Consider the following 17,905-nt stretch of genomic DNA (forward strand, 5'->3'; position numbering starts at 1 on the left):
TGTCCGGGCTATGCAAAGAGAGACCGATGTCGGTGCCGGAACTCATCGGTCGCCGTGGGGGTTCTGGCGGCGGCCACGTGTCCACGGTCTCTCCGGGGCCGCCCGAATGCGCGTCGATGAGGACCAAGGGACCAGACGTCATGAGGACCAAGGGACCAGACGTCATGAGGACCAAGGGACCAGACGTCGCGGGGAGGCAGTAGCCCACGTAGGCCCCCGCCCTGCCCGGTACCCGAGGAGTACCGTCCCCCTCATGTATGCGATCACGATTCCCGAACCCGGTGGGCCCGACGCGTTGGTGTGGGACGAAGTGGTGGATCCGGTGCCCGGAGAGGGGGAGGTGCTCGTCGAGGTCGCGGCGAGTGCCGTGAACCGGGCGGATCTGCTGCAGCGGCAGGGGTTCTACGATCCGCCGCCCGGGGCCTCCCCCTACCCTGGCCTGGAGTGTTCGGGGCGGATCGCCGAGCTCGGCACCGGGGTCTCCGGATGGAGCGTCGGCGACGAGGTGTGCGCGCTGCTCAGCGGCGGTGGCTATGCCGAGAAGGTGGCCGTCCCGGCCGGCCAGCTGCTGCCCGCACCCCAGGGCGTCGACCTCACCCGGGCCGCCGCGCTCCCCGAGGTGACCTGCACGGTCTGGTCGAACGTCTTCATGATCGCCCACCTGCGCCCCGGCGAGACCCTGCTCGTGCACGGCGGCTCCAGCGGCATCGGCACCATGGCGATCCAGCTGGCGAAGGCCGTCGGCGCGAGGGTCGCCGTCACCGCCGGCACCAAGGAGAAGCTCGACCAGTGTGCCGAACTGGGTGCCGACATCCTGATCAACTACCGCGAGCAGGACTTCGTCGAGGAGATCCGCGGGGCCACGAACGGCGCCGGCGCGGACGTCATCCTCGACAACATGGGCGCCAAGTACCTGGACCGCAATGTGCGGGCCCTCGCCGTCAACGGGCGGCTCGCCATCATCGGCATGCAGGGTGGCATCAAGGGCGAGCTGAACATCGGCGCCCTTCTCGGCAAGCGCGCCGCCATCAGCGCGACCTCGCTGCGCGCCCGGCCGCTCGACGAGAAGACGGCCATCGTCGCCGCCGTACGGGAGCATGTGTGGCCGCTGATCGCCGCCGGCCACGTACGGCCGGTCGTCGACCGCGAGCTCCCGATGAACGACGCCGCGGCCGCCCACCGGGTGCTGGAGGCCAGCGGCCACATCGGCAAGGTCCTGCTCGTCGTCTCGTAGCCACAGTCACCATCACAGCCACAGCCACAGCCACAGCCGGAGTCGTTGCCTGAGTCGTTGCCGTAGTGACAGCCCGCCTCAGGACCGCCGTATCCGCAGGCCCACGAAGGTCAGAGCCAGCCCCAGGCCCATGAGGATCAGGCCGCTGCCGAGCGGCAGGAGCTGGAGCACGGCCTTCTCGGCGGTGCCGGTCCGGGCGGCGTACGAGGGGACCGGCAGCGCGCCGTCGCGCGACGGCTCGGGGTCGACGTCCGGCTCCGAGCCGACCGCGTCCGTTTCCTCGTCGTCCGCGTCAGCCGAGGGCACCGCCGTCGGGTCGAGCGTGCCCAGCGGATCAGCCCGCCCGGGCCGCTGCCGCCCCTCGCCCGCCCGGCTCCCGGCCCAGGAACCGGCCGGGTCGGGCTCGGCGGCGTACGCCAGGGAGACCGGGACGGTGGTCAGGAGCACCAGCAGCCCTGTGACGAGGGGTCCCGTCACACACGACCAGCGCGACCTGCGAAGCCTTGGAGCCACGCCCTCAGCCTCACACGCGGCCCCGCAGGCGGCATCTCGAAACCGACCTGCCGAAACCGACCTGCCGAAACCGACCCTGCCAAAGCCGGCCCCGACGAGGACGGCCCCGACGAGGACGGCCCCGACGAGGACGGAGGCCACGCAAACGGTGGATCACCCTTGGCCGGGGGCACCTCGGTGATGAGGTGTACGCGTGCGAGAGAATGGCGGCATGGAGATGCCGAGGAACGAACGGTCGCCCGAACAGCCCCAGATCCTGGTCGTGGGGCAGGACGGAATGGCGGTGGGCGGCGGCGGAGGAAGCGAGGACTCCCGCGAGGTCCCGGTGACGGAGATGGTGGAACAGCCCGCGAAGGTCATGCGCATCGGCAGCATGATCAAGCAGCTGCTCGAGGAGGTGCGGGTGGCCCCCCTCGACGAGGCGAGCCGGGCCCGGCTGAAGGAGATCCACGCCAGCTCCGTCAAGGAACTGGAGGACGGGCTGGCCCCCGAGCTGGTCGAGGAACTGGAGCGGCTCTCCCTGCCCTTCACGGACGAGGTGATCCCGAGCGACGCGGAACTGCGCATCGCGCAGGCCCAGTTGGTCGGCTGGCTCGAAGGCCTCTTCCACGGGATCCAGACGACCCTGTTCGCCCAGCAGATGGCCGCGCGGGCCCAGCTGGAGCAGATGCGCCGGGCCCTCCCGCCGGGGATGGGCGGCCACGACGACGAGGACGACCCCCGCACGGGCGCCCGCACGGGCGGCCCCTACCTCTAGCCCCGGCACAGAACGGGACCAGCCCCGGCACAGAACCGACGCGGCCACCGACCCACGCAGGCACCACAAAGGCCCCGGCACACCGAGTGCCGGGCCCTTCCACACGCGACGACCTAACGGCCCTCAAATCCTCAGGCCGGGTTGCCCGTGGACACCTTCAGGATGATCGTCGGCATTTCCGTGGGGTCCACGTCCGTGTTGTCGGTGGGGTACTGCTCCATGACCGTGCCCTCGCCGTACGTGTTCTCGTCGATGTCCTGGACGTCGTACTCCCAACCCGCCGCCTGCAGGCACTTCTTCACCGAGTCGATGTTGTTGTACGTGAAGTTCGGGAGCATGATCTTGTCCGGGTCGTTGACCGACTCCGTGGGCTCCGTGCACTCGGTCTCTTCCATGACCTTCGTCGTGTCCGGCCCCTTGTGCCCGGCGACCTCGCTCGACGTGGGCGAGGCGCTCGCGCCGCCGTCGGCCTCGTCGTCGCCGCCGCTGTTCAGCGCGAGTGCCACGATCAGGCCCCCGATAGCGACGAGTGACACGACGATCGAGCCGATGACGACGGCCTTGTTGCCGCTCTTCTGACCGCCCCCCGAGCCGGCCGACATCGCCGACTTCGGCGGCGGGATGTTGTACGGCGGCGGGGTGGCCGCGCCCTGCTGGGGCGCGTACGCGGCGGTCTGCGGCGTCTGGTAACCGCCCTGCTGCGGATAGCCGTAGGACGGTGCGGGCGTCTGGTGGGCCGGCGGCGGAGTCGCCGGACCGTAGGGGCTCTGCTGCGGCGGCAGTTGGTACGGCGTCTGCACGCTGCCCGACTGCGGTGCGGGCGTCTGGTCGATCGGCGGGAAGACCGCGGAGGCCACCCCGGCGCCGCTGGACGTCTGCGCGCCCGGGACGATGTTCGGCGCGGCGGGCTGCAGCGAGGCCGCGACGCGCAGGCACTCGTCGCGCATCGCCTCGGCGTTGGGGAACCGCTCGTTCGGGTTCTTCTTCAGCGCGCGGGCGACCAGCGCGTCCACGGCCGGCGGCAGGGAACGGTTGATCGAGGAGGGAGCCACGGGCTCCTCCTGGACGTGCGCATACGCTATGGCCAGCGCGGAGTCCGCCTCGAACGGCAGCCGCCCGGTGGTCAGCTGGAAGAGCATGATGCCGACCGAGTACAGGTCGGAGCGGGCGTCGACGCCGCGACCCAGGGCCTGCTCGGGCGAGAGGTACTGCGGGGTGCCGACGACCATGCCGGTCTGCGTCATCGACGTGACGCCCGACTGCATGGCGCGGGCGATGCCGAAGTCCATCACCTTGATGATGCCGCGCTTGGTCACCATCACGTTGCCCGGCTTGATGTCGCGGTGGACCAGGCCCATCTCATGGCTGATCTCCAGCGCCGCCAGCACGTCCGCGGTGACCTTCAGCGCCTTGTCGGCGGGCATCGCCCCGAGTTGCTGCACATCCGCGTCGAGCACCGAGCCGAGCGGCTTGCCCTCGATGTACTCCATGACGATGTACGGCGTCGTCATGCCGTCCACATCGTCCTCGCCGGTGTCGAAGACCGACACGATGTTCGTGTGCGTGAGCTTCGCCACGGCCTGGGCCTCGCGGCGGAACCGCTCACGGAAGGACTGTTCGCGCCCGAGGTCGGTGTGCAGTGTCTTGATCGCGACCTGTCGGTCGAGCACCGCGTCGTACGCGAGGTGCACCGAGGCCATGCCGCCCTCGCCGAGCAGGTCACGCAGCTGATAGCGGCCGCCGGCGAGCGAACGCCCCGCGTACCGGCCCTGTGCGGCGTCCTGGCTCATCTTCCTGCGTCCCCCATCGGCGCGCGCGAAAGCCGCTGCTGTTGCTCCCGCGATCGGTGATCCTCGTGATCCCTGCGATCCCTGCGAACACCGGTGATCCAGGGGATCCTGGTGATCCTTTGTGCTATTCCCGGCCAAGTCTGCCCCAGGGCAGTGACACGTCAAGCGCGGTGCCCGTTCCGTGACCGTACGCGAAAGAAGCGTCGCGGAAGAGTTACAGGGGGCCTACGCCCGGTACACAGAACTTGCACGACTGCGCGCGTGACGGGTTTCATGGCCGATCCACAACGAACGCACCTTGCATTCCGTCTCGGACCGGCCTGTCGCACGGAGGCTGTAGCGTGGCCGACGGAGACCGTAAGACGGAGACCGTAACAAGAACCGCGCGGACCGCGGGCAGAAACGACGGCGAGGACTGATGGCACAGCAGCAGCGCTCTCAGGGCCCGTCCGACCCCGAGGCGACTGGCGGCGGAATGTCGGACGCGCCGGAGTTGTGGGGCAACGGCGGGCTTGTCGGTGACGGTCGGTACCGGCTGACGCACAGACTCGGCCGGGGCGGCATGGCCGAGGTGTTCGCGGCCGAGGACGTACGACTCGGCCGTACGGTCGCGGTCAAGCTGCTCCGCTCCGATCTCGCCGAGGACCCGATCTCCAAGGCCCGCTTCACGCGCGAGGCCCAGTCGGTGGCCGGCCTCAACCACCACTCGATCGTGGCGGTCTACGACTCCGGTGAGGACGTCGTGAACGGCATGTCCGTGCCGTACATCGTCATGGAGCTGGTCGAGGGCCGTACGATCCGCGATCTGCTGATCAACGCGGAGGCGCCGGGCCCCGAGCAGGCGCTGATCATCGTCTCCGGCGTCCTCGAAGCACTCGCCTACTCCCACCAGCACGGCATCGTGCACCGCGACATCAAGCCCGCCAACGTCATCATCACCGACAACGGCGCGGTGAAGGTGATGGACTTCGGCATCGCGCGCGCCCTGCACGGGGCGTCGACGACGATGACGCAGACCGGCATGGTCATGGGCACGCCCCAGTACCTCTCCCCTGAGCAGGCGCTCGGCAAGGCCGTCGACCACCGCTCCGACCTGTACGCGACGGGCTGCCTCCTCTACGAGCTGCTCGCGCTCAGGCCCCCGTTCATCGGCGAGACGCCGCTGTCGGTGGTCTACCAGCACGTCCAGGACATCCCGGTGCCGCCCTCCGAGGTCTCGGAGGGAGCGGCACCGCCGGAGCTCGACGGGCTCGTCATGCGCTCCCTCGCCAAGGACCCCGACGACCGCTTCCAGACCGCCGAGGAGATGCGCGGCCTGGTCCAGTACGGCCTGCAGATGCTGTACGACCAGGGCGCCCACACCGGCACCTGGAACACCGGGCCGGTCGCGATGCACGAGGGCCGGCACACGCCGCCCGGAGGCATGTCCGGTACGACGGTCATGCCGCACCCCGGCGAGATGGGCACCTCGCAGATCCCGCAGCCGATCATCCCGGGCTACGGCGGTGGCGGCCGTGACGACGGCGGCTTCGAGAACCACGGCAACCGCGGCAGCGGCCGCGGCAAGCTGTGGATCCTCGCGGTGCTCGCGGTGATCGCCATCGCGGCGGGCGTCGCCCTGGCGCTGAACCAGACTGGCGACAAGGGCACCGGCAACGACACCACGAAGACGCCGACGGCCACACCGTCCAAGACCAAGGACGCCACCGAGTCCCCGAGCGACGAGGCGACCGACGAAGCCACCGAGGACAGCAGCGGCTCCAACGACGACTACTACACCCCGTCGTCCAAGCCGTCCCCGACCTGGACCCCCTCCGAGACGCAGACCGAGCCGTCGGACGAGCCGAGCGACCCGGACCCGACGACGGCGGCCCCGACCACGGAGGAGCCGACCGACGAGCCGACCGACGAGCCGACCGACGAGGGCGACGACAGCGGCGGCGGTCTGACGGTCGGCAGCGACGGCGGAGTGTGACTCAGGAGGGTCCCCTCGCGGGACCCTCTCGCTCTGCCCGCGACCCTTCACCCCCGAGACCGGTTACCCCGCGGGCGTTCACCCCCGAGACCGTTCACTCCACGAACGCCTCGCACACCGCGTCGTACTCCCGTGTCCACCACACCACCAGCGCCGAGGCCGCCGGGAACTGCGGATCGGCGCGGGTGTCGCCGCGCTCGTAGTGCCAGCGCAGCATCCAGAAGTCGTTGAGCCGCTCCCACCAGACCCGGTGCACGGCGGCGGCCAGTTCGGAGGACGTGGCGCCCGCCGCGCGGCGGTACGCGCGGGCGTACGCCCGTACCTTCGGCAGATCCAGGGCGCCGACGGGCCGGACGAAGAAGATCAGGCCCGCGCGGACCGCCTCCTCCGCCCGGGGCTGCACACCGAGCCGGTCCCAGTCGACGATCGCGGCGGGCACGTCGGGCGCGTCGTCCCGGTAGAGCACGTTGAACGGATGGAAGTCCCCGTGCACCCAGCCCACGGGACCGCCCCGGGGCGGGCGCCGGTCCGCGTGCCGGCGCAGCAGCGCGCGCCGTTCCAGCAGCCGGTGCCGGGCGAGCGCGTCGAAGGCGTCGGACGGCCGGTGCCGGCGCACCCGGCCGAGCAGGTCGTCGATGAGGGCGAACGTGTCGTTCGGATCGGCGCTCCTCGGGGGCGCCTGTCGTCGCCGCGCGGGCATCACCCGCTCCAGGGACGCGTGGACGACGCCGAGCAGCGCCCCGAGGCGGGCGCACTGCCCCGTGGTGAGCTGCCCGCCGTGCCGGTGCCGTCCGTCGACCCACGGGTGCAGGGCGTACGCGTGGCCGCCGACCACCGCGACCGTACGCCCGTCGTGTCCGGCCAGCGGCGGGGCCACCGGTACGCCCAGGTCGGCCAGGCGCTGGGTGGCCCGGTGCTGGCGGGCGATGGCGGTCGGGTGGGCGGTCTCGGGGTCGAAGTGGTGCTTGAGGAAGTACCGGCCCCGGGTCGTGGAGAGCCGGTAGCCGCGGTTGAGCAGCCCCTCGACGACGGGTTCACAGGCCACCGCCGACCCGGCGGCGTACCGCTTGAGGAGGGGGCCGAGAGGGGTCGCGTGGAGCACGACCGGTGGTACAGATGAGCGCGGCACGCGCCAGATGTTAGGGCAACCGCCGAGTCGCTGACCTCGCACCTGTCACGGACAGTCGTTACCGATCACAGAGTGGCGTGTCGATCGGCCAAGTGGCCGGAAAAGGCCGCCCTGGCGAACTCTTCCCGAGGCCGGGGTGGCCGGGATAACGTGCCCGTGTTCCGGCCCCCTGTCAGGCTGTAACCAGTGCTGTGACCAGCGACTGTTCCCGACCGAACGCGAGGTACTAGGAGTTCCAAGTAGAAAGTACTTGGAAATCCAAGGAAAAACGCAGGTCAGGAGGGGTTTCACAGGAATGTGGAGCACTGGGTAACGTGCCTCGTGCAGGGCGCTCGCCGGGGCACCTGTCACGTCTGTTCCCGGCCAAGGGCACCCACCCCGTGCACGGGTCACCGGGACCAGACGAGCCGCACTGGTCTTCCGGCGACCCCGGGGGCCGGACCGACGGAGGAGCACACGTGACCGTGGAGAGCACTGCCGCGCGCAAGCCGCGACGCAGCGCCGCAGGCAAGGCCGGCACCACCGGCGCCAAGCGCACCACTGCCGCCAAGAGGCCGCAGAGCACAGAGCCCGAACTCGTCCAGCTGCTGACGCCCGAGGGCAAACGCGTGAAGAACGCGCAGACCGCCGCGTACGACGCGTACGTCGCCGACATCACCCCCGACGAGCTGCGCGGCCTGTACCGCGACATGGTGCTCACCCGTCGTTTCGACGCCGAGGCCACCTCTTTGCAGCGCCAGGGCGAGCTGGGGCTGTGGGCTTCGCTGCTCGGCCAGGAGGCCGCGCAGATCGGCTCGGGCCGGGCCACCCGCGAGGACGACTACGTCTTCCCGACCTACCGCGAGCACGGCGTCGCCTGGTGCCGGGGCGTCGACCCGACCAACCTGCTGGGCATGTTCCGCGGCGTGAACAACGGTGGCTGGGACCCGAACAGCAACAACTTCCACCTCTACACGATCGTCATCGGCTCCCAGGCGCTGCACGCCACGGGCTACGCCATGGGCATCACCAAGGACGGCGCCGACTCGGCGGTCATCGCCTACTTCGGTGACGGCGCCTCCAGCCAGGGCGACGTCGCGGAGGCGTTCACCTTCTCCGCGGTCTACAACGCGCCCGTCGTGTTCTTCTGCCAGAACAACCAGTGGGCCATCTCCGAGCCCACCGAGAAGCAGACCCGCGTCCCGCTCTACCAGCGCGCGCAGGGCTTCGGCTTCCCCGGCGTCCGCGTCGACGGCAACGACGTGCTCGCCTGCCTCGCGGTCACCAAGTGGGCGCTGGAGCGGGCCCGCGGCGGCGAGGGCCCGACCCTCGTCGAGGCGTACACCTACCGCATGGGCGCGCACACCACCTCCGACGACCCGACCCGCTACCGCCACGACGACGAGCGGGTGGCCTGGGAGGCCAAGGACCCGATCGCGCGCCTGCGCAGCTACCTCGAGAACGAAACGGACACGAACGAGGGATTCTTCGCGGAACTAGAGGCCGAGAGCGAGGCGTTGGGAAGGCGAGTGCGCGAAGTGGTGCGTGCCATGCCGGACCCGGACCACTTCGCCATCTTCGAGAACGCGTACGCGGACGGACACGCGCTCGTGGACGAGGAGCGCGCCCAGTTCGCGGCGTACCAGGCGTCGTTCGCCGACACGGACGAAGAGGAGGGCAAGTAAGCGATGACCGCACAGACAGCCGCCGTGCAGACGGCGGGTCAGTCCGCCGTGAAGAACATGGCGATCGCCAAGGCGATCAACGAATCGCTGCGCAAGGCCCTCGAAACCGACCCCAAGGTCCTCGTCATGGGTGAGGACGTCGGCAAGCTCGGCGGTGTCTTCCGGGTGACGGACGGCCTCCAGAAGGACTTCGGCGAGGACCGCGTCATCGACACCCCGCTCGCCGAGTCGGGCATCGTCGGCACGGCCATCGGCCTGGCCCTGCGCGGCTACCGCCCGGTGGTCGAGATCCAGTTCGACGGTTTCGTCTTCCCCGCGTACGACCAGATCGTCACCCAGCTCGCGAAGATGCACGCCCGCTCACTGGGCAAGGTCAAGCTCCCCGTCGTCGTCCGGATCCCGTACGGCGGCGGCATCGGCGCGGTCGAGCACCACTCGGAGTCCCCGGAGGCGCTGTTCGCGCATGTGGCGGGCCTGAAGATCGTCTCCCCGTCCAACGCGTCGGACGCCTACTGGATGATGCAGCAGGCCATCCAGAGCGACGACCCGGTGATCTTCTTCGAGCCGAAGCGCCGCTACTGGGACAAGGCCGAGGTCAACGCTGACGCGATCCCCGGCCCGCTGCACAAGGCGAAGGTCGTCCGGGAGGGCACGGACCTCACGCTCGTCGCGTACGGCCCGATGGTGAAGCTCTGCCAGGAGGTCGCCGACGCGGCGGCCGAGGAAGGCAGGTCCCTGGAGGTCCTGGACCTCAGGTCCGTCTCTCCGCTGGACTTCGACTCGATCCAGGCCTCGGTGGAGAAGACCCGCCGCCTGGTCGTCGTCCATGAGGCCCCGGTGTTCTTCGGCTCGGGCGCGGAGATCGCCGCCCGGATCACGGAGCGCTGCTTCTACCACCTGGAGGCCCCGGTGCTCAGGGTCGGCGGCTATCACGCCCCGTACCCACCGGCGCGCCTGGAGGAGGAGTACCTCCCGGGTCTGGACCGGGTGCTCGACGCCGTCGACCGCTCGCTGGCGTACTGAGGGAGAGGTCCGTGACGACGATGACAGACACGTCCGTTCGCGAGTTCAAGATGCCCGACGTGGGCGAGGGACTCACCGAGGCCGAGATCCTCAAGTGGTACGTCCAGCCCGGTGACACGGTCACCGACGGCCAGGTCGTCTGCGAGGTCGAGACGGCGAAGGCCGCCGTCGAACTGCCCATCCCCTACGACGGTGTCGTGCGCGAGTTGCACTTCCCCGAGGGCACGACGGTGGACGTGGGCACGTCCATCATCGCGGTGGCCGTGGCAGGGGGCGCCGCCCCCGTACCGGTCGAGGAGGCGGCTCCCGCGAAGCCGGCGGCCGCGCCCAGGGGAGAGCCCAAGCCCGCCCCGGCCAAGACCCAGGGCCGCACGCCGGTCCTCGTCGGGTACGGCGTCGCCGAGTCCTCCACGAAGCGCCGCCCGCGCAAGGGAGTTCCGGCCGTCGCGGCCCCCGCGGAGGAAACGCTGTACGGGGCCACCGCGCTCCAGGGCATCCAGGGCGAGCTGAACGGACACGGGGCGGTTCTGCAGCAGCGCCCCCTCGCGAAGCCGCCGGTGCGCAAGCTGGCCAAGGACCTCGGGGTGGACCTCGCGACGGTCACCCCGTCCGGCCCGGACGGCATCATCACGCGCGAGGACGTGCACGCGGCGGCGACCCCCGCCTCCGTGGAAGCTCCGGTCCCGGCGGCCGTCCCCGTGCAGGCCCCGGCGCCCGTGGTGTCGTACGACGGCGCGCGGGAGACCCGGATCCCGATCAAGGGTGTCCGCAAGGCGACGGCGGCGGCGATGGTCGGCTCGGCGTTCACGGCGCCGCATGTCACGGAGTTCGTGACGATCGACGTGACGCGCACGCTGAAGCTGGTCGAGGAACTGAAGCAGGCCCCCGAGAACTACGGGATGCAGGGCCTGCGGGTGAACCCGCTCCTGCTGATCGCCAAGGCCCTGCTGGTCGCCATCAGGCGCAACCCGGACATCAACGCGTCCTGGGACGAGGCGAGCCAGGAGATCGTGGTCAAGCACTATGTGAACCTGGGCATCGCGGCGGCCACCCCGCGCGGTCTGATCGTGCCGAACATCAAGGACGCGCACGCCAAGACGCTGCCGCAGCTGGCCGAGTCCCTCGGGGAGCTGGTGTCCACGGCGAAGGAGGGCCGGACCTCGCCGGCGGCCATGCAGGGCGGCACGGTGACCATCACCAACGTCGGCGTCTTCGGCATCGACACGGGCACGCCGATTCTCAACCCCGGTGAGTCGGCGATCCTGGCGGTCGGCGCGATCAGGCTCCAGCCGTGGGTCCACAAGGGCAAGGTCAAGCCCCGCCAGGTCACCACCCTGGCGCTGAGCTTCGACCACCGACTGGTGGACGGGGAGTTGGGCTCCAAGGTGCTGGGGGATGTGGCGGCGATTCTGGAGCAGCCGAAGAGGTTGATCACTTGGGCGTGAGGCCCTCGGCCGGATAGGCTCAGCCCGAAGGGGTCGGTCGCAAATTCGTCTTGCGACCGACCCCTTCTGCTGTGGCCTTGTTTGGTTCTTGTCAGCGCTGGTTGAGCACGTACACGGGCGCCCCGTCCTCCGCCGCCCCCTGAGGACGGATGCAGGCGTGCTTGCGCAGCAGCCGGAGACACTCGTTGACGCGGTGCACCGACAGCCCCGTACGGGCGGCGATCGCCTCCAACGGTTGACGCAGCTCACCCTCCTCGACGAGCACCGGGGCGATCACCACGGCGACCGTCCATACGTCCGCCGTCACGGACAGCCGCTCCCGCCAGTCGGCCAGCACGGCCTCGGTGGTCGGACGTGCTGAGAACGCGGTGTCGGTGGGTGTCGGCCGGTCGACAGCCAGGACGTCGAGCCTGTTCGCGATGCGTTCCATGGCCTGGGCGATGGCTTGCTGGGCGGTGAGCGTTTGCCGTTGCATATCAACCATGTCCCTTTGCAGGGCAAGTGATTCATGCTGGGCGGCGGCGAGCTGCTCGTCCGCCTGGAGGTTGCGCTCCTCCAGCCGGACGATGGCCTCGGCGACCTGCTCGGGCATGGCGTAGGCGACGGGCGCGCCCGGCTCGGAGGGTTGTACCTCGGCCTCCTCAAGGGTGTAGGAGCCCTCGCGCTGAATGGTCTCGATCACCTCGGCGACCCACTGTTTGAAGGGGGCGCATTCAGGTTTGGTGCAGGCGCTGACGAGCAGGATCAGACCCTGGAGATCGATGAGATTCAGGTCTCGACGCCACTCTCGACCTGCGGGAACGCTGAGACCGTAACCTCCAGTTAGGGTCTCAAGAATTTCTCGATGGCCCTCCGGGACATGGTCGGAGAGAGCCTTCTGCGTGTTGGTGTGCCCCAACTTCTTGCAGACATCCACCGCCGGAAACCAGTGGGTCCCGTCAGGCATGGTGAGCCGACGGACCCGGGCTCCGGTGGCCGCGTAGACGAAGTCTCCGGCGTCGATCGCGTCCTGCTGTGTGCGCGGGTCGGGCTGGTGCTTGCTGGGTTCGATCATCTGAACCACCTCCGTCCTGGAACGTAGGGCGGAGCAAATCGAATATGCCAGCCAGCTCAACGATGTTCACTATTGCGAGCGAAGCTTGTCTGTTCGGCTTGCGGCGCAATGACAAGGGGGCCACCGCTGATGAGCGGTGGCCCCCTGCGCGTAGGCGTGCCGGAGAGGTCAGACCTGCCAGCCGTAGTTCAGCAGCTTCTTCGCGTCGACCGCGCGGTTGTCGATCGTCGAGGACGCGAGGACCGTGCCGATGAGGGTCTTGCCGTTGCGGGTGGCGGCGAAGACCAGGCAGAACTTGGACTCCGGGCCCGAGCCGGTCTTCACACCGATGGTGCCGCTGTAGGAGCCCAGCAGCGGGTTGGTGTTGGTCCATGCGCCCATCGTGCGGGTGGCGCCGGTCTTCGTGATCGTCTTCGCCGTGTACGACTTCGTCTTCACGACCGCCTTGAAGTTGCCGTTCTTCATCGCGGCGCTGGCGAGCTTCGTCAGGTCCTTGGCCGTCGAGTAGTTGTTGCCGTTGCCGATGCCGTCGAACGAGTCGAAGTGCGTGTTCGTCAGGCCGAGGCTGCTGGCCTTCTTGTTCATCTTGGAGATGAACGACTTCACGCGGGCGGATCGGGTCGAGCCCGAGCCGTACGTGTCGGCCAGCGCGTACGCCGCGTCGCAGCCGGACGGCAGCATCAACCCGTACAGCAGCTGACGGACGGTGACCTTGTCGCCGACGATCAGCTTGGCGTTGGAGGCGTAGTTGTTGGCGACGATGTAGTCGCTGTACGCCTTCTGGATCGTGACCTTCTTGTCCAGGTTCAGGTTCGACTGGCTGAGCACGACCAGCGCGGTCATGATCTTGGTGGTCGAGCCGGTGGAGAGCTTCTTCGTCGAGTTCTTGGTGAACAGGCTCTTGCCCGAGCCGTTGTTCATCACGTAGCCGCCGACGGCGGTGATCGTCGGCTTCGCGACGGCGGCCTGCGCCGGCGCGGAGCCGAGGACTCCGGTGGCGATCATCGCGCCGGTGGTCACGACGACAGCGGCGGCTCTGCGCACTCGTACACCCTTTATGGCGGTAATCAAGTTCAGTACCCCGATTGCGTCAAATGTCTGAAGAGTGCGGCCTTTTGAGCGCTGCCGCGCGGGCATGGCAGGGCCGCTTCTCGTGTGACAAGTGAGTAGCACAAAAGGTTGTGCTGTAGGTGAGGAGGGGGTCAATTCAGGTCCCGTTGACAGCGCCCGGACAGATATGAGGGGGCGTTCGTCCCGAATCGTGGACCAGGACGGTCATGCGTACGTGTTGTATCTATGCTGTCGGCATGCCTTCAGCAGCGCCGACCACCACTCCCTCGGCCTCCCCGGCCGCCGTGAAACAGCCCCCCGCCGCCGACCGGGTCTACGCGCACGTCAAACAAGGGGTTCTGGAGCGCCGCTACGAGGGCGGCACGCTGCTCACCGAGGGCGAACTGGCCGAGGCCGTCGGGGTGTCCCGGACCCCCGTGCGGGAGGCGCTGCTGCGGCTGGAGGTCGAAGGGCTGATCAAGCTCTATCCGAAGAAGGGCGCCCTGGTGCTGCCCGTCTCCGCGCAGGAGATCGCCGACGTCGTCGAGACCCGGCAGCTGGTGGAGGAGCACGCGGTCCGCAAGACGGTTCCGGCCTCGCCGCAGCTCATCGCGCGACTGGAGGGCCTCCTGGCGCAGCAGAAGGCGCAGGCCGCCGCCGGTGATCTGGCGGGCGCCGCGGTGACCGACCGCTGCTTCCACGCCGAGATCGTCCGCAGCGGCGGGAACGAGATCCTCTCCCGCCTCTACGACCAGCTCCGCGACCGGCAGTTGCGCATGGGCGTCGCCGTGATGCACGCCCACCCCGACCGGATCACCAAGACGCTCACCGAGCACGAGGAGATCCTCCAGGCGTTGCGCGCGGGTGACGCGGAGGCGGCCGTGGCACTGGTCCACCGGCACGTGAACTGGTTCTCCAACCTGGCGCGGGGGGAGGTCCGTTGAGCCGCGCCGCCATATCCTCGGCCGGTTCGATCCCGGGGGACCCGCCCGGCGGCCGCCGCGCCCTCGCCGTCTGGGGCATCGGCGTCTCGGTCTACTTCGTCGCCGTCATCTTCCGCACGTCGCTGGGCGTGGCCGGTCTCGACGCGGCGGACCGCTTCCACGTCGGCGCCTCGGCCCTGTCCACCTTCTCCATCCTCCAACTGCTGGTCTACGCCGGCATGCAGATCCCCGTCGGCCTGCTCGTCGACCGGCTCGGCACCAAGAAGGTGCTGGCCATCGGCACCCTGTTGTTCACGGCCGGGCAGGTCGGCTTCGCGCTGTCGGCGTCGTACGGCACAGCCCTGGCCTCGCGGGCGCTGCTGGGCTGCGGCGACGCGATGACGTTCATCAGCGTGCTGCGGCTGGGCAGCCGCTGGTTCCCGGCCCGGCGCGGCCCGCTGGTCGCGCAGTTCGCGGGGCTGGTGGGCATGGCGGGCAACCTGGTCTCGACGCTGATGCTGGCCCGGCTGCTGCACGGAGTGGGCTGGACGGCGGCGTTCGCGGGCAGCTCGGTCGCCGGTGCCGTCGTCCTCGTACTGGTGCTGCTGTTCCTGAAGGACCACCCGGAGGGGCACGAGCCGGAGCCGTTCCCGCATCAGGGAGCGGCGTACGTACGGCGGCAGATCGCGGCGTCCTGGCGGGAGCCGGGGACGCGGCTCGGCCTGTGGGTGCACTTCACGACGCAGTTCCCGGCGATGGTGTTCCTGCTGCTGTGGGGGCTGCCGTTCCTGGTCGAGGCGCAGGGGCTGAGCCGGGGCACGGCCGGCGAGCTGCTCACCCTCGTCGTGCTGTCCAACATGGTCGTCGGACTGGTGTACGGGCAGATCGTGGCCCGGCACCACCGGGCGCGGCTGCCGCTGGCGCTCGGCACGGTCCTCGCGACGGCGGCGGTCTGGGCGGCCACGCTGGTGTACCCGGGCGAGCACGCGCCGATGTGGCTGCTGATCGTCCTGTGCTCGGTGCTCGGCGCCTGTGGCCCGGCGTCGATGCTGGGCTTCGACTTCGCCCGCCCCGCGAACCCGCCGGAGCGTCAGGGCACGGCCTCCGGAATCACCAACATGGGCGGTTTCGTCGCCTCGATGACGACGCTGCTCGCGGTCGGTGTGCTCCTGGACGTCACCGGTGACGACTACCGGATCGCCTTCTCCTTCGTCTTCCTCCTCCAGGCCCTCGGCCTGACCCAGATCCTCCGGCTGCGCGGTCGGGCGGCCCGCAGGGAGCGGGAGCGGCTGGTGGCGAGCCGGGTGGAGACGGTGCACGTACCGGCGTGAGCGCGGCGGGCGGAGTTGGCGACATGGGGGCTGGCGACGCGCGGGGCTGGCGACGCGTGGGCGTGAGCGCGGCGGGTGGCCTGCGCGGCCACCCCGAATGCCGGCGCCCGGGACGGAGTTACAACGTCACCGCGAACTTGTGCAGGATCGCCGCGATCAGCTGCGGATCGCCCTCGGCCTTGACGCGGTCGGCGACGGCATCGGCGGTGACGCGGCCGCAGGCCAGCCGGACGTAGGTCTCCCAGTCCAGGGTGATGGTGGCGGCGGGACCGAGGGCCGGGGCGGTCTCCAGGGTGCCGCGGCCCCCCATGTCGACGCGGACGGTACGGAGGAACTCCACGGGACCGGAGACGTCGAAGACGACGGCCGAGCTGCGCGGGGCGCGCGCGTCCTCGGCGACGACCTTCGGCAGGGCGGACAGCAGCTCGTCACGGACGACGAGCGCGCCCGGCGAGTCCAGGTTCCCCGGCTGCCCGAGCGCGGCGCGCAGGTCCTGCTCGTGGACCCACACGTCGAACGCGCGGTTGCGCATGGCCCGTTCGAGGGTCACTTCCGTGCCGAGCGGGCCGCGCACGAGGTGGCCCGGGTCCCGCGACTCGTTCCGCAGCTGGCGGTTGCGGCGGATGATCGTGTACTCCAGCTCCGACGTCATCTCCGGCGCCGTGTGGTGGCGGCGGGCGTCGACCTGCATCTCCATGTACCGCTGGTGTTCGTTGCGTACGTGGTACAGGTCGCGCGGGAGGGTGTGGATCGGGCGCGGGTCGCCGAGCATCTCGCAGTCGAGCCCGATCACATGCGACACCACGTCACGCACCGACCAGCCGGGGCATGGCGTCCGCCTGTTCCACTCGCCCTCCACGAGCGGCGTCACCAGCTCGGATATCGCGTCCACGGAGTGGCTCCAGGCGTCGGCGTAGGGCTGAAGAGTGGGATGCAGACTCACGGAACGGGACCCCTCGGGCGTTCGGTACGTGTCAGTACGGTCGGTACGTGTGGGTACGTGGGTGGCGGGTTTCAGTAGGGGCGTCGGCGTTGACGGCGATGAGTGGGCGTGAGCGTGGGGTGTGGACGTCGGCGTCGTCGGCGGTCGGTGGGTGTTGTGAAACGTTAAGTTACGCTGCTGTGAGGCACCCCGGCAGTGCTTTCGTGTGACGATCGTAGGCCCGTGTGGACGACTCGAATGCCAGGACGGTGGTAGTGTGCGCGCCTCGCTCATTCAGATCGGCGTAGACCAGGACGAATCCGTCGATTCGCGCAGGCTGCGCGTCGCGGGTCTCGTCCGGGAGCAGGCCGGGGCCGATCTCGTCGTCCTCCCCGAGCTGTGGACCACCGGCGCATTCGCGTTCGAATCCTTCACGGCGGAGGCCGAGCCGCTCGAAGGGCCGACGTACGAGGTGATGGCGAAGGCGGCGAGCGACGCCGGCGTCTGGCTGCACGCGGGCTCGATCCCCGAGCGGGACCCGGAGGGCCCCCTCTACAACACCTCGCTCGTCTTCTCGCCCTCCGGCGACCTCGCGGCCGCCTATCGCAAGATCCACCGCTTCGGCTTCGACAAGGGCGAGGCCGTGCTGATGGGCGCGGGGAGCGAGCTGGTGACGCTTCGGCTCCCGGAGACGACCATCGGCGTGGCCACCTGCTACGACCTGCGCTTCCCCGAGCTGTTCCGCGGCCTCGTCGACGCGGGCGCCGAGACCTTCGTGATCCCGGCGGGCTGGCCCGAGCGCCGCCGCGCCCACTGGACACTGCTGGCCAAGGCACGCGCGGTCGAGAACCAGGCGTACGTCCTCGCATGCGGAACGGCCGGTACGCACGCCGGGGTTCCGCAGGCGGGCCACTCGATCGTGGTGGACCCGTGGGGCGAGGTGCTCGCCGAGGCGGGATCGGACGAGGAGATCCTGACCGTGGACCTGGACCCGGCGAAGCCGGCGACGACGAGGGAACAGTTCCCGGCGCTGAAGGACCGGCTGCTGGGCCTGGAGACGCCGCGGCGGTGAGCGGCCGCGGCGCGCCCGGTGCT

General features: G+C 69.9%; 15 protein-coding genes. 9 read left to right on the forward strand and 6 right to left on the reverse strand.

Annotated elements, in window-relative coordinates; translation table 11 throughout:
- Positions 1–253 precede the first annotated feature (253 nt).
- Positions 254–1,234, forward strand: a complete 981-nt coding sequence (locus tag SGFS_RS29605; protein WP_286254792.1) for an NAD(P)H-quinone oxidoreductase — start codon at positions 254–256, stop codon at positions 1,232–1,234.
- A 78-nt stretch (positions 1,235–1,312) separates the two neighbouring features.
- Here the strand turns inward: SGFS_RS29605 and SGFS_RS29610 are convergent, their stop codons facing one another.
- A complete protein-coding gene (locus SGFS_RS29610) occupies positions 1,313–1,711 on the reverse strand; it encodes a hypothetical protein (RefSeq protein ID WP_286254794.1) in 399 nt (132 codons plus the stop codon).
- Between the two features lie 247 nt (positions 1,712–1,958).
- Here SGFS_RS29610 and SGFS_RS29615 point away from each other — a divergent pair, with 247 nt between their 5' ends.
- On the forward strand, positions 1,959–2,504 hold the full coding sequence (locus SGFS_RS29615; protein ID WP_286254795.1) for a bacterial proteasome activator family protein: 546 nt from the start codon (positions 1,959–1,961) through the stop codon (positions 2,502–2,504).
- Between the two features lie 131 nt (positions 2,505–2,635).
- On the opposite strand, the gene SGFS_RS29620 is transcribed toward SGFS_RS29615, so the two are convergent.
- Positions 2,636–4,294: a protein kinase domain-containing protein gene (locus tag SGFS_RS29620; RefSeq protein WP_286254796.1), complete on the reverse strand. Its 1,659-nt coding sequence runs from the start codon at positions 4,292–4,294 to the stop codon at positions 2,636–2,638.
- Positions 4,295–4,712: 418 nt separating this feature from the next.
- On the opposite strand from SGFS_RS29620, the gene SGFS_RS29625 reads away from it, so the two are divergent.
- Entirely contained in the window at positions 4,713–6,269 is a 1,557-nt protein-coding gene (locus SGFS_RS29625) for a protein kinase domain-containing protein (protein WP_286254797.1), read from the forward strand.
- 94 nt (positions 6,270–6,363) lie between these two features.
- Here SGFS_RS29625 and SGFS_RS29630 read toward each other — a convergent pair whose 3' ends face one another.
- Complete coding sequence (locus tag SGFS_RS29630) at positions 6,364–7,398, reverse strand: phosphotransferase (protein WP_286254799.1); 1,035 nt, start codon at positions 7,396–7,398, stop codon at positions 6,364–6,366.
- A gap of 458 nt (positions 7,399–7,856) precedes the next feature.
- On the opposite strand from SGFS_RS29630, the gene pdhA reads away from it, so the two are divergent.
- Genes pdhA through SGFS_RS29645 form a run of 3 tightly spaced genes read left to right on the forward strand, consistent with a single transcriptional unit; the run spans position 7,857 to position 11,530 of the window.
- Complete coding sequence (gene pdhA / locus SGFS_RS29635; RefSeq protein WP_286254801.1) at positions 7,857–9,062, forward strand: pyruvate dehydrogenase (acetyl-transferring) E1 component subunit alpha; 1,206 nt, start codon at positions 7,857–7,859, stop codon at positions 9,060–9,062.
- Between the two features lie 3 nt (positions 9,063–9,065).
- Positions 9,066–10,085, forward strand: a complete 1,020-nt coding sequence (locus SGFS_RS29640) for an alpha-ketoacid dehydrogenase subunit beta (protein ID WP_286254802.1) — start codon at positions 9,066–9,068, stop codon at positions 10,083–10,085.
- 11 nt (positions 10,086–10,096) lie between these two features.
- On the forward strand, positions 10,097–11,530 hold the full coding sequence (locus SGFS_RS29645; protein WP_286254803.1) for a dihydrolipoamide acetyltransferase family protein: 1,434 nt from the start codon (positions 10,097–10,099) through the stop codon (positions 11,528–11,530).
- A 91-nt stretch (positions 11,531–11,621) separates the two neighbouring features.
- Here the strand turns inward: SGFS_RS29645 and SGFS_RS29650 are convergent, their stop codons facing one another.
- Complete coding sequence (locus tag SGFS_RS29650) at positions 11,622–12,584, reverse strand: BRO-N domain-containing protein (protein WP_286254805.1); 963 nt, start codon at positions 12,582–12,584, stop codon at positions 11,622–11,624.
- A 168-nt stretch (positions 12,585–12,752) separates the two neighbouring features.
- Positions 12,753–13,655, reverse strand: coding sequence for a D-alanyl-D-alanine carboxypeptidase family protein (locus tag SGFS_RS29655; protein WP_286254807.1), 903 nt, complete (start codon positions 13,653–13,655; stop codon positions 12,753–12,755).
- 236 nt (positions 13,656–13,891) lie between these two features.
- On the opposite strand from SGFS_RS29655, the gene SGFS_RS29660 reads away from it, so the two are divergent.
- Positions 13,892–14,578 (forward strand): GntR family transcriptional regulator, encoded by a 687-nt coding sequence (locus SGFS_RS29660; protein WP_286254808.1) that lies wholly within the window; start codon positions 13,892–13,894, stop codon positions 14,576–14,578.
- Entirely contained in the window at positions 14,575–15,888 is a 1,314-nt protein-coding gene (locus tag SGFS_RS29665) for an MFS transporter (RefSeq protein ID WP_286254809.1), read from the forward strand. Before SGFS_RS29660 ends, SGFS_RS29665 begins: the two co-directional genes overlap by 4 nt.
- Positions 15,889–16,006: 118 nt before the next feature.
- Here the strand turns inward: SGFS_RS29665 and SGFS_RS29670 are convergent, their stop codons facing one another.
- Positions 16,007–16,831, reverse strand: a complete 825-nt coding sequence (locus SGFS_RS29670) for a maleylpyruvate isomerase family mycothiol-dependent enzyme (protein ID WP_286254810.1) — start codon at positions 16,829–16,831, stop codon at positions 16,007–16,009.
- Positions 16,832–17,087: 256 nt separating this feature from the next.
- Between SGFS_RS29670 and SGFS_RS29675 the strand changes: the two genes are divergently transcribed.
- A complete protein-coding gene (locus SGFS_RS29675; protein WP_286254813.1) occupies positions 17,088–17,882 on the forward strand; it encodes a carbon-nitrogen family hydrolase in 795 nt (264 codons plus the stop codon).
- Positions 17,883–17,905 lie beyond the last annotated feature (23 nt).

This window comes from Streptomyces graminofaciens (assembly GCF_030294945.1).
Classification (GTDB): Bacteria; Actinomycetota; Actinomycetes; order Streptomycetales; family Streptomycetaceae; genus Streptomyces; species Streptomyces graminofaciens.

Excerpts from the sequence above, each read along its gene's own strand:
- SGFS_RS29660 (WP_286254808.1), top strand. The coding sequence starts at position 13,892 with ATGCCTTCAGCAGCGCCGACCACCACTCCCTCGGCCTCCCCGGCCGCC.
- SGFS_RS29650 (WP_286254805.1), bottom strand. The coding sequence starts at position 12,584 with ATGATCGAACCCAGCAAGCACCAGCCCGACCCGCGCACACAGCAGGAC.
- SGFS_RS29620 (WP_286254796.1), bottom strand. The coding sequence starts at position 4,294 with ATGAGCCAGGACGCCGCACAGGGCCGGTACGCGGGGCGTTCGCTCGCC.
- SGFS_RS29615 (WP_286254795.1), top strand. The coding sequence starts at position 1,959 with ATGGAGATGCCGAGGAACGAACGGTCGCCCGAACAGCCCCAGATCCTG.
- SGFS_RS29605 (WP_286254792.1), top strand. The coding sequence starts at position 254 with ATGTATGCGATCACGATTCCCGAACCCGGTGGGCCCGACGCGTTGGTG.
- SGFS_RS29625 (WP_286254797.1), top strand. The coding sequence starts at position 4,713 with ATGGCACAGCAGCAGCGCTCTCAGGGCCCGTCCGACCCCGAGGCGACT.
- SGFS_RS29640 (WP_286254802.1), top strand. The coding sequence starts at position 9,066 with ATGACCGCACAGACAGCCGCCGTGCAGACGGCGGGTCAGTCCGCCGTG.